At 40.9% G+C, this 11770-nt stretch carries 15 protein-coding genes; all 15 read left to right on the forward strand.

Annotated elements, in window-relative coordinates:
- The first annotated feature begins 45 nt into the window (after positions 1-45).
- The gene (gene atpE, locus JFU24_RS17525) at positions 46-270 is read left to right on the forward strand and encodes a F0F1 ATP synthase subunit C (RefSeq protein WP_048685857.1); all 225 of its coding nucleotides are present in this window, start codon (positions 46-48) and stop codon (positions 268-270) included.
- A gap of 167 nt (positions 271-437) precedes the next feature.
- Positions 438-959 carry a F0F1 ATP synthase subunit B gene (gene atpF, locus JFU24_RS17530; RefSeq protein ID WP_201250932.1) on the forward strand — a complete coding sequence of 174 codons (522 nt, stop codon included), beginning with the start codon at positions 438-440 and terminating at the stop codon, positions 957-959.
- The gene (locus JFU24_RS17535) at positions 956-1492 is read left to right on the forward strand and encodes a F0F1 ATP synthase subunit delta (RefSeq protein WP_053348484.1); all 537 of its coding nucleotides are present in this window, start codon (positions 956-958) and stop codon (positions 1490-1492) included. Before atpF ends, JFU24_RS17535 begins: the two co-directional genes overlap by 4 nt.
- Before the next feature lie 24 nt (positions 1493-1516).
- On the forward strand, positions 1517-3025 hold the full coding sequence (gene atpA, locus JFU24_RS17540) for a F0F1 ATP synthase subunit alpha (protein WP_053348485.1): 1509 nt from the start codon (positions 1517-1519) through the stop codon (positions 3023-3025).
- A gap of 37 nt (positions 3026-3062) precedes the next feature.
- Positions 3063-3923: a F0F1 ATP synthase subunit gamma gene (locus tag JFU24_RS17545; RefSeq protein WP_201187476.1), complete on the forward strand. Its 861-nt coding sequence runs from the start codon at positions 3063-3065 to the stop codon at positions 3921-3923.
- 88 nt (positions 3924-4011) lie between these two features.
- Complete coding sequence (atpD, locus tag JFU24_RS17550; RefSeq protein WP_201187474.1) at positions 4012-5409, forward strand: F0F1 ATP synthase subunit beta; 1398 nt, start codon at positions 4012-4014, stop codon at positions 5407-5409.
- A gap of 25 nt (positions 5410-5434) precedes the next feature.
- Positions 5435-5836, forward strand: coding sequence for a F0F1 ATP synthase subunit epsilon (locus JFU24_RS17555; RefSeq protein WP_201187472.1), 402 nt, complete (start codon positions 5435-5437; stop codon positions 5834-5836).
- A 406-nt stretch (positions 5837-6242) separates the two neighbouring features.
- A complete protein-coding gene (locus tag JFU24_RS17560) occupies positions 6243-6617 on the forward strand; it encodes an NADH-quinone oxidoreductase subunit A (RefSeq protein ID WP_201222606.1) in 375 nt (124 codons plus the stop codon).
- A gap of 26 nt (positions 6618-6643) precedes the next feature.
- Complete coding sequence (locus JFU24_RS17565) at positions 6644-7120, forward strand: NuoB/complex I 20 kDa subunit family protein (protein ID WP_176527554.1); 477 nt, start codon at positions 6644-6646, stop codon at positions 7118-7120.
- On the forward strand, positions 7121-8344 hold the full coding sequence (locus tag JFU24_RS17570; protein WP_201250235.1) for an NADH-quinone oxidoreductase subunit C: 1224 nt from the start codon (positions 7121-7123) through the stop codon (positions 8342-8344).
- Positions 8345-8348: 4 nt separating this feature from the next.
- A complete protein-coding gene (locus JFU24_RS17575; RefSeq protein WP_098177153.1) occupies positions 8349-9449 on the forward strand; it encodes an NADH-quinone oxidoreductase subunit D in 1101 nt (366 codons plus the stop codon).
- On the forward strand, positions 9450-10457 hold the full coding sequence (gene nuoH, locus JFU24_RS17580; protein ID WP_053348493.1) for an NADH-quinone oxidoreductase subunit NuoH: 1008 nt from the start codon (positions 9450-9452) through the stop codon (positions 10455-10457). It abuts the gene before it with no gap.
- Between the two features lie 35 nt (positions 10458-10492).
- The gene (nuoI, locus tag JFU24_RS17585) at positions 10493-10912 is read left to right on the forward strand and encodes an NADH-quinone oxidoreductase subunit NuoI (protein ID WP_201250236.1); all 420 of its coding nucleotides are present in this window, start codon (positions 10493-10495) and stop codon (positions 10910-10912) included.
- Positions 10909-11433 (forward strand): NADH-quinone oxidoreductase subunit J, encoded by a 525-nt coding sequence (locus tag JFU24_RS17590; protein WP_201187466.1) that lies wholly within the window; start codon positions 10909-10911, stop codon positions 11431-11433. The genes nuoI and JFU24_RS17590 overlap by 4 nt, the downstream gene beginning before the upstream one ends.
- Complete coding sequence (gene nuoK, locus JFU24_RS17595) at positions 11430-11744, forward strand: NADH-quinone oxidoreductase subunit NuoK (protein ID WP_056524221.1); 315 nt, start codon at positions 11430-11432, stop codon at positions 11742-11744. The genes JFU24_RS17590 and nuoK overlap by 4 nt, the downstream gene beginning before the upstream one ends.
- Positions 11745-11770 lie beyond the last annotated feature (26 nt).

Consider the following 11770-nt stretch of genomic DNA (forward strand, 5'->3'; position numbering starts at 1 on the left):
ACTAAAAAAATAAAATTTTGATACAATTTAAGGAGGATATTTATAATGACAGGTTCAGTAGGTCTTCTTGCAGCAGCAATTGCAATTGGTTTAGCAGCACTAGGTGCAGGTATTGGTAATGGTCTTATCGTTTCAAGAACAGTAGAAGGTATCGCTCGTCAACCAGAAGCTCGCGGTATGCTTCAAACAACAATGTTCATCGGTGTAGGTTTAGTTGAAGCGATGCCTATCATCGCGGTAGTAATTGCGTTTATGGTATATGGTGGTTAATAGAACCTTTAAAAAGTTCAAAAATGGCGAAGTTCGTTCCATGTGAACCTTCGCCTTTCCTTTATGTCCACAATCCTGTTTTAATACAGTTTAAGAGCATAATTTTCTAAAAGTTCATAAAAATGAACGCTTTAAGAAGTGAAACTCGTGAAGGGAGTGAACCAAGCGTGTTAACAAGCAGCTTTGTACTTGGGTCAACTGTAGACGGCTTTAATGGCGGAGACATGTTATTCCAATTAGTAATGTTTATCATTTTGTTAGCGTTGCTGAAGAAATTTGCATGGGGTCCTCTAATGGGCATCATGACTCAACGTGAAGAACATGTTGCAAATGAAATTCAAGCAGCGGAAGCTAGCAGACAAGAAGCACTTAAATATTTAGAAGAACAACGTGAAATCGTAAAACAATCTCGCACTGAAGCGGGACAACTTATAGAAAACGCAAAACTTCAAGGTGAAGCGCAGCGTGAAGATATCGTGAATCAAGCACGTCTTGAAGCTGAACGTGTTAAAGAATCAGCGAAGCGTGAAATTGTACAGGAAAAAGAAAAAGCTATTACAGCACTACGCGAGCAAGTGGCATCTTTATCCGTACTTATTGCTTCTAAAGTAATTGAAAAAGAACTATCTGAAGCTGATCAAGAGCAATTGATTAATGACTACATTCAAGAGGCAGGAGAAGGGAAATGAGCGATATAACAGTAGCAAAGCGTTATGCCGTTGCCCTTTTCCAAATTGCGAAAGAGCAAAATCTCATTAACCAACTTGAAGAAGAGCTTCGCATAGTGAATGAAGTTTTTACAAATGATAATGAGCTATTAAGCTTCTTAGCTCATCCTAAAATGACTAAAGATGCAAAAAGTGCTTTGATTGCAAATGCATTTGCAAGCCTTTCTTCTTCCGTTCAAAACACAGTAATGTTAATGGTAGAGCGTCATCGTACAGATGAAGTGACTGCTATGGCACAAGAGTTTATTGAACTTGCGAATGAAGAAAACTCAGTTGCGGATGCAACTGTCTATACAGTTCGTCCATTGACTGAATCAGAAATGGAAGCTGTGTCTTCATCTTTTGCTGCAAAAATCGGTAAAAGAAATTTACGCATTACTAATATTACGGATACCAATATTCTTGGCGGCATCAAACTTCAAATCGGTAACCGCATATATGACGGAACGATTAGCGGTAAGCTTGGTCGTCTTAGCAAACAACTATTAGGTTAATATTCACAGATAGGGGTGAAATTCATGAGCATCAAAGCTGAAGAAATCAGTGCGCTGATTAAAAAGCAGATTGAAAACTATCAGTCGGAAATTAAAGTAAGCGATGTAGGTACAGTTATCACTGTTGGTGATGGTATCGCACGCGTTCATGGTTTAGATAATGCAATGTCTGGGGAGCTCTTAGAATTTTCCAATGGTTCAATGGGTTTAGCACAAAACCTTGAGCAAAATAACGTAGGTGTTGTTATTCTTGGACCTTTCAGAGACATTCAAGAAGGCAGTGAAGTACGCCGTACAGGAAGAATCATGGAAGTTCCAGTTGGAGAAGAATTAATCGGACGTGTTGTAAATCCGCTTGGACAGCCATTAGATGGTCTTGGCCCAATCGCTACAACAAAAACTCGTCCAATCGAAAGCCCTGCTACAGGTGTTATGGACCGTAAATCTGTTCATGAACCATTACAAACAGGGATTAAAGCTATCGATGCTCTAGTTCCAATCGGACGTGGACAACGTGAGTTAATCATTGGCGACCGTCAAACTGGTAAAACATCAGTTGCGATCGATACAATCCTTAACCAAGCTGACCAAAACATGATCTGTATTTATGTTGCTATTGGACAAAAAGAATCAACAGTTCGTGGAACAGTTGAAACACTACGTAAAAATGGTGCATTAGATTACACAATCGTTGTATCTGCATCAGCTTCTCAACCAGCACCACTTTTATACCTAGCTCCATATGCTGGTGTGACTATGGGTGAAGAGTTTATGTTTGCTGGCAAGCACGTTTTAGTGGTTTATGATGATCTTTCTAAACAAGCATCAGCATACCGTGAACTTTCCTTGCTGCTTCGCCGTCCTCCAGGTCGTGAAGCTTTCCCTGGGGATGTATTCTACTTGCACTCCCGCTTACTTGAGCGTGCAGCTAAATTGAATGACACTTTAGGTGCTGGTTCAATCACTGCGCTTCCATTTGTTGAAACACAAGCAGGCGATATCTCTGCTTACATTCCAACAAACGTTATTTCCATCACAGATGGACAAATCTTCTTACAATCTGATTTGTTCTTCTCAGGTGTACGTCCTGCGATTAACGCTGGTCTTTCCGTATCCCGTGTTGGTGGATCTGCACAAATTAAAGCGATGAAAAAAGTTGCTGGTACATTACGTCTAGACTTAGCTTCTTATCGTGAATTGGAAGCATTCTCTCAATTCGGTTCTGATCTTGATGCTGCTACACAAGCAAAACTTAACCGTGGTGCTCGTACAGTTGAAGTTCTTAAGCAAGATCTAAACAAACCAATTAAAGTTGAAAAACAAGTCATGATTTTCTATGCATTAACTAAAGGTCATTTAGATGATATTCCAGTATCGGATATCCTTCGTTTTGAAGAAGAATACTATGTGTTCCTAGATCGTTCTCATCCAGAATTATTAGATCACATTCGCACAACTAAAGGTCTTCCTGAAGACGCTGCTATCGTTGCTGCAATTAACGAGTTCAAAAAGAATTTCGTTATTTCTGAATAATAAGGTCTAACTAATTTATAAAGGGTGGTGAGAATGAATGGCCTCTTTACGCGATATTAAGTCTCGGATTACTTCAACGAAAAAGACGAGTCAAATTACAAAAGCGATGCAGATGGTATCTGCTTCTAAAATGAACCGTGCAGAAGCGAATGCTAAAGCATATGTTCCATATATGGAAAAAATTCAAGAAGTAGTATCAAGTATTGCGAACGGAAGTACGGATGCATCTCATCCAATGCTTGTCTCACGTCCAGTAAAGAAAACCGGTTACCTGGTAATCACATCGGACCGAGGATTGGCAGGAGCCTACAACAGTAGTATCCTACGCCACGTTCATAAAACTATTCTTGAACGCCATAAATCCAATGATGAGTTCGTCATTATCGCAATCGGAAGGGTTGGCCGTGATTTCTTTGTCAGCCGTAATATGCACGTAGAGCTTGAAGTAATTGGTGTTCCTGATCAGCCGTCTTTCGCTGACATTAGCTCCCTTGCTAAATCAACAGTGAATTTGTATCTAAATGAACTGTGTGATGAGCTTTATATGTACTATAACCATTATGTCAGCCCAATCCAGCAGGATGTAACGGAAAAGCAAGTCCTTCCGTTAGCTGACTTTAATACTTCCAATGCAGCATTGACTTCTTATGAATTTGAACCTAATGCAGAAGAAATTCTTGAGGTATTACTACCTCAGTACGCAGAAAGTTTAATTTATGGTGCTTTGTTAGATGGTAAAGCAAGTGAGCACTCTGCACGTATGACTGCAATGAAAAATGCAACCGATAATGCAAAAGAATTGATCGATTCACTTTCATTGCAATATAACCGTGCACGTCAGGCCGCAATTACTCAAGAAATCACGGAAATTGTCGGCGGTGCAGCAGCTTTAGAATAAAATCATTAAAGGGGCGGCCGGCCCGGACGATATGCTGGCCGTTCCATAAATTTGATAGTCGTTATAAGCAACGTTAGGAGGGAAAACGATGAATATAGGACGCGTTACTCAAGTTATGGGTCCGGTTGTTGACGTGAAATTCGAAGACGGACAACTTCCTAAGATCTATAACGCGTTAAGAATCGAAAATACAGCGTCTGGTACAGGACTAACTCTTGAAGTAGCCCTTCAACTAGGTGATAATACAGTTCGTACTGTAGCAATGTCTTCCACGGATGGTTTAACTCGTGGTGCAGAGACTGTTGATACAGGAGCTCCAATTTCCGTTCCTGTAGGTGAAGTAACTCTAGGTCGCGTTTTCAACGTATTAGGGGAAAATATTGACCTATTTGAACCACTTACAGCAGAAGTACGTCGTGATCCAATTCACAGACAAGCACCAACTTTTGAGGACTTATCAACATCAGTTGAAATTCTTGAAACTGGTATTAAAGTAGTAGATTTACTTGCACCTTACATCAAAGGTGGTAAAATCGGTCTCTTCGGTGGTGCCGGTGTTGGTAAAACTGTACTTATCCAAGAACTTATTAATAACATCGCACAAGAGCACGGCGGTATCTCAGTATTCGCTGGTGTAGGTGAGCGTACTCGTGAAGGAAATGACCTTTTCTACGAGATGACTGATTCTGGTGTTATTAAGAAAACAGCTATGGTATTCGGACAAATGAACGAGCCACCAGGTGCACGTATGCGTGTAGCTTTAAGTGGTTTGACAATGGCTGAATATTTCCGTGACGAACAAGGACAAGACGTTCTTTTCTTCATCGATAACATCTTCCGTTTCACTCAAGCAGGTTCAGAGGTTTCTGCCCTTCTAGGCCGTATGCCTTCAGCGGTAGGTTACCAACCAACCCTTGCTACAGAAATGGGTCAATTACAAGAACGTATCACATCAACTAATAAAGGTTCTGTTACATCTATTCAAGCGATCTATGTACCTGCCGATGACTATACGGATCCGGCTCCAGCTACAACTTTCGCTCACTTAGATGCAACAACTAACCTTGAGCGTAAACTTTCTGAAATGGGTATCTACCCAGCAGTTGATCCATTGGCTTCTTCTTCTCGTGCTCTTAGCCCAGAAGTCGTTGGAGCTGAGCACTATAAAGTAGCTCGTCAAGTTCAATCAACTTTACAGAAATATAAAGAACTTCAAGATATTATTGCGATCTTGGGTATGGACGAGTTAAGCGAAGACGAAAAAGTAATCGTTGCTCGTGCCCGTAGAATTCAAAACTTCTTGTCACAAAACTTCCACGTGGCTGAACAATTCACTGGTCAAAAAGGATCTTATGTACCAGTTAAAGAAACAGTCCAAGGATTCAAAGATATCCTAGCTGGAAAATACGACGAACTTCCTGAAGATGCTTTCCGTCTAGTTGGTCGCATCGAAGAAGTTATTGCTAAAGCAAAAGAAATGGCTTAATTAAAGGGACCTAGGAGGGAATGAAATGAAGACCATTAAAGTCAATGTTGTTACTCCCGATGGCCCAGTATATGATGCAGAAGTTGAAATGGTAAGCACTAAAGCTAAAAGTGGTGAGCTGGGAATTATGGCTGGACACGTTCCAACTGTAGCTCCTCTAACCATCGGTGCTGTCCGTCTTAAAAATGGAAGCAACACAGACTATGTAGCTGTAAACGGTGGCTTCTTAGAAGTTCGCCCTGATGTGGTAACCATTTTAGCTCAATCTGCTGAAAGAGCTGAAACTATCGATCTTGCACGCGCTCAAGCAGCAAAAGCACGTGCGGAACAAAGATTGCAGAACAATGATGGATCAAATGATGCCAAAAGAGCTGATTTATCGCTTAAACGTGCTATCAATCGGATTCAAATTGCAGAAATGCGATAATTTTATATAATCAAAACACCAGGACTTTCTAATTGCAGAGAGTCCTGGTGTTTTTTATTTTAGGCATGCAATCTAAACTGCCTTTAAAAGAGCTTATTATCATACAAACTCATAATTTCTGCATTTGAACGTCGAAATATGAAAAAATCTGCTGAAAGTTCATAAAAAATATCGAATTATAGTGTAAAGTATTTTCCATATTAACCCTTACTTCATCGACATACTAATTTCTGGATGATATAATGTATACGCTTACATTTATTACTTCTTGCCCCCTCGTTGTCACGTTACTTCTAAAAAATTGTAGCACTGCATAAATATTTAAAACAAGATTCCAATAAAAAAGAAGACAAGCAAGTTAAAAATACACCTATTAAACATGATTTCTCTATAAAGGGAGATGGACATGGGACAGCTGCATATTTACCAAAATAACTATTTAATTGTATTTGTTTTTCTTAGTCTTGGCATTTTACTACCTTTAGTCGCATTATTTATTGGAAGACTGCTTAGACCATACAAACCGAATGATATGAAATACACGACTTATGAAAGTGGGATCGAGCCTTTTCAGGATTCAAGAGTTCAGTTCAATGTCAGGTATTATTTATTTGGCTTGATGTTCGTCATTTTTGATGTAGAAACTGTTTTCCTTTACCCATGGGCAGTAGCTTACGACGAGCTGGGGCTGTTTGCGCTAATTGAAATGTTATTTTTTGTCCTTATCCTTTTATTAGGACTAATCTACGCTTGGAAAAAGAAGGTGTTAAAGTGGAATTAAAATTAGACGACCTTACTCCTGCAGAAATGGAAGAATTGCGTCACAGTATTTTTTTATCCACACTTGAACAAGTAAAGGCCTGGGCAAGAAGTAATTCCCTATGGCCAATGACTTTTGGTTTAGCATGCTGTGCGATTGAAATGATGGGAGTGGGTTCCTCTCATTATGATTTGGACCGTTTTGGTTCTTTTTTCCGGACATCACCTAGACAATCGGATGTCATGATTGTTTCTGGCACTGTAACGAAAAAAATGGCTCCGATAATAAGGAGATTGTACGACCAAATGCCAGAGCCGAAATGGGTTATTGCTATGGGGTCTTGTGCAACTGCAGGAGGACCATATGTGCGATCATATTCGGTTGTCAAAGGGGTAGATCAAATAGTACCTGTTGATGTTTATATCCCTGGGTGCCCCCCAAACCCAGCAGCACTTATTTATGGTATTAATAAATTAAAAGAAAAAATCCGTTACGAAGCGAAAACTGGAAAGCGGGTGATATAGATGAGTGAAGAGCAGGATTTAGCGCAACAAAAGAAAGAGGCAGCTGCAAAGGCAAAAGCCGCAGCTTTAGCCCGAAGAAAGTCAAAAGAAAGTGTTACAGAAGGACGGGAAGGAAATATGAATGTAGCGAAACAAAAAGCCGCCGCAGCTGCAAAGGCAAAAGCAGTTGCTTTAGCCCGAAGGCAGTCAAAAGAAAGTGTTACAGGAGAACCGGAAGGAAATATGGATGTAGCGAAACAAAAAGCCGCCGCAGCTGCAAAGGCAAAAGCAGTTGCTTTAGCCCGAAGGCAGTCAAAAGAAAGTGTTACAGGAAAACCGGAAGGAAATATGGATGTAGCGAAACAAAAAGCCGCCGCAGCTGCAAAGGCAAAAGCCGCCGCTCTCGCCCGAAAACAATCAAAAGAAAGTGGAATAGAAGAATCGGAAGGAAATATGGATGTAGCGAAACAAAAAGCCGCCGCAGCTGCAAAGGCAAAAGCCGCCGCTCTCGCCCGAAAACAATCAAAAGAAAGTGGAATAGAAGAATCGGAAAGAAGTATGGATGTAGCGAAACAAAAAGCCGCCGCTGCTGCAAAGGCAAAAGCTGCTGCTCTCGCCAAAAGAAAGGAATTAGTGGGCAAAGAAGAGGATCCAGAAAAAGCAAAGGCTAAGGCCATTGCTGCTGCAAAAGCGAAAGCAGCCGCGGCTGCAAAGACCAGGGCTAGAGTAGAGGAGAGTACAGAAGTTCACACCCCAGATGAACCTTCACCAAACCAATCAATACTCGATCAAATTGTTCAGGCTATTGAAAGGAATTTGGGACAAGGTGCTCTAACAGATTACTATATTAATAACCTATCAAAAGATGTCCCCACATTAGTTGCTAAACCAGATACATATTTTCAAATAGCTAAAATTTTACGATATGATGAACAGTTGAACTTTCACTATTTATCAGAACTGCATGGAACAGATTTTGAAACTCATATGGAAATCTATGTTCACCTATATTCATTTAATACGAATCATTCGGCTGCCTTGAAAGTGAAGCTGGATAGGGATTCTCCAGTTGTTCCTTCATTAGTCCCTTTATGGTCGGGGGCAAATTGGCCTGAATGTGAGGCCTACGATTTACTCGGTATCCTCTTTCAGGGACACCCTGATTTAAAGCGGATTTTACTTGGTGAGGATTGGATTGGGTATCCTCTTCGAAAAGATTATCAGCCTTATGATGTGGAGGTGTAACCCAATGTTACGGACGGAAGAAATGCTTCTCAATGTCGGGCCACAGCATCCGAGTACACATGGTGTTTTTCGGCTTGTCATCAAAATCGATGGTGAAATAATAAAAGAGGCTACACCTGTCATAGGGTATCTACATCGCGGTACGGAAAAATTAGCGGAAGATCTACAATATACTCAGATTATTCCCTATACCGACCGACTGGATTATCTGGCCGCTATGACAAATAATTATGTGCTTTGTCATGCTGTTGAAACAATGATGGGGGTTGAAATCCCCGACAGGGCTGAGTATTTGCGGGTAATCGCAATGGAGTTAGGCAGAGTTGCGAGTCACCTTGTTTGGTGGGGAACGTATTTGCTTGATATTGGAGCGACGAGCCCCTTTTTATATGCTTTTCGTGAACGTGAAATGATCGTTAACTTATTGACTGAATTGTCAGGTGCACGACTTACATTTAATTATATGCGGGTCGGAGGTGTGAAATGGGATGCTCCTGAAGACTGGATTGAAAAGGTGGCAGAGTTTGTTCCTTATATGAGGGAGCAGCTAGCTGGTTACCATGAGCTGGTAACAGGGAATGAAATCTTCGTGAACCGAGTTAAGGGAGTGGGCACCTATTCGAAGGAAGAAGCGCTTCAGTACTCACTAAGCGGTGCAAACTTAAGGTGTACAGGTGTAAAATGGGATTTAAGAAAAAATGAACCATATTCTATTTATAACAGGTTTCAATTTAATATTCCTACCCGAGAAGAAGGCGATGCTTTTTCACGCTATCACTGCAGGATGGAGGAAATTGAAGAATCATTGAAAATCCTTGAGCAGGCGGTTGAGCAGTTTCCAGCCGAAGGACCAATCATTGCTAAGGTCCCGAAAATAATAAAGGTACCAAAAGGCGAGGCCTTTGTCCGAATTGAATCACCAAGAGGGGAAATCGGCTGTTATATCGCAAGCGAGGGAAAAAAGGAGCCGTACCGGTTAAAATTCCGCCGACCTTCATTTTATAATCTGCAAATTCTTCCAAAGTTACTGGAAGGGGAAAATATGGCGAACTTGATAACGATACTAGGTGCCATCGATATTGTATTAGGGGAGGTGGATGGATAAATGATCCAGGATTTGCTTCAATCCACGCCAAGTCTACTGAATTTTGGCATCTTTTTTGGCTTGGCTGTGCTGCTCCTATTTGTTGTTTTAGGGTTTGTCACCTATGGTATTCTTTCTGAACGAAAAATCATGGGGTTCATGCAGTTGCGGGTGGGGCCAAATCAGATTGGTGGTAAATGGGGGCTTTTGCAGACCGTTGCCGATGTTTTGAAGCTTTTAATCAAGGAAGATACAATCCCAAAAAAAGCCGATAAGCCGCTTTATATATTGGCACCGGTAATCGCCTTTGCTCCAGCTTTCATGGTCCTTGCTACATTGCCATTTACCGATGCATTTCAATTTGCCGATATAGGTGTCGGACTATTGTATTATATGGCGGTTTCCGGTATTACGACGATTGGTATCGTCACGGCAGGCTGGGCATCCAACAATAAATACTCTTTGATTGGCGGAATGCGGGCGGCAGCGCAAATGATATCGTATGAAATTCCGCTCGTGATGTCGTTAGTGGGGATAGTCCTGTTGACAGGGAGCTTAAACTTAAATGATATAGTCGCTGCACAGGAGAAGGTTTGGTTCATTTTTCTTCAACCAATTGCGTTTATAGTTTTTTTTATTGCATCGGTAGCTGAGTTGAACAGGGTCCCTTTTGATCTTCCGGAAGCGGAATCTGAACTCGTTTCGGGTTATCATGTTGAATACTCTGGATTTCGCTGGGCGTTCTTTATGTTGTCGGAATATGTGTATATGTTTGCAATGGCTACATTAACCACTGTATTATTTTTAGGGGGATGGAATTCTATACCGTTTCTGGATTTTATTCCGGCAGCTGTCTGGTTTGGACTGAAGTTTAGTGCTGTGTTTTATGTATTGGTTTGGATTCGTGTAACCTTTCCGCGTATAAGGGCCGACCAATTGATGGAGTTCGGCTGGAAAGTACTGCTGCCGATTGCGTTAGCTAATATATTTTTAACTGCACTTTTAAAAGAATTATTTAAACTTTTTTAAAAAACTTTAAGCTAATCAGAAAGCGAGGGGTTAATATGCTTGGCTTAGCAAAAGGTTTAACCTATACGTTGAAGAACTTGACACGGAAAAAAGTGACCTACGACTACCCAAATGAGCCGTCGCCGCTCCCTGATCGATTCCGTGGAATACAAAAATTCTATCCTGAGAAGTGCATTGTATGCAATCAATGTGTGACGATTTGTCCAACAGATTGTATACAATTAACAGGGAAAAAGCATCCGGACCAAACAAAAAAAGGTAAAATCATCGATACGTATGACATCAATTTTGAGATATGTATTTTGTGTGATCTATGTACGGAGGTTTGCCCTACTGAAGCGATAGTGATGACGAATCAATTTGAACTGGCGGAATACAGCCGTGAACAGTTATTTAAAAATCTGGAGTGGCTGGATGAAAATGATGAAAATATCCGGAAGGTGAATAAAGTATGAGTTTGTCCGGTGAATTAATTGCATTTTTGGGTTTGGCATTCGTCGCCATATTAGGCGGTGTGCTGCTAATTACGTTAACAAAAGTGGTACACATGGTAATTGCCCTTGTCTTTACATTTCTAAGCATTGCAGGCATTTATATGCTGCTCTCGGCAGAATTTGTGGCAGTCGTACAAATCTTAATCTATTCTGGGGCAATTACGATCGTGATGTTGTTTGGAATTATGCTGACTAAACATCAAGAACGCGAAGAACCGTCAAAAGGGAGGTGGGGAAAATTCTCTTTGTTGCTAGCGGTTGCTGGATTTGCTGTGGCAGTTTATCTAGGTATTTACAATCTGCATATACCTGTTCAGCCAACGACCTTGCATGAGGAAAATACGAAACAAATTGGCATTGAGCTGTTTTCCAAATATGTGATTCCATTTGAAGTGATGTCTGTTCTCCTGCTTGTTGCTTTAGTAGGTGCCATTGTGTTAGCAAAAAAAGACGATAAGGATGAGGAGGGAGATCAATTATGACAGGAGTTCCCTTGTCGGCTTATCTGGTATTGGCACTAGTTTTATTTTGTATTGGACTGTATGGCGCATTGGTAAAAAGAAATGCGGTCATTGTTTTGATTTCCATTGAGCTGATGCTGAACGCTGCGAATATCAATTTGGTTGCTTTCAGTAAATTTGGAGTAACGCCATCCATTACTGGTCAAGTGTTTTCATTATTTACAATTACAATTGCTGCAGCCGAGGCAGCTGTTGGGCTGGCCATATTAATGGCCCTTTATCGTAATCGTAAGACGGTCAATGTTGATGAAATGGATTCAATGAAGCATTGAAGGTTTATATAAATGAAGAAGGGGAT

This window comes from Peribacillus sp. TH27 (assembly GCF_016650915.1).
Lineage (GTDB): Bacteria > Bacillota > Bacilli > Bacillales > DSM-1321 > Peribacillus > Peribacillus butanolivorans.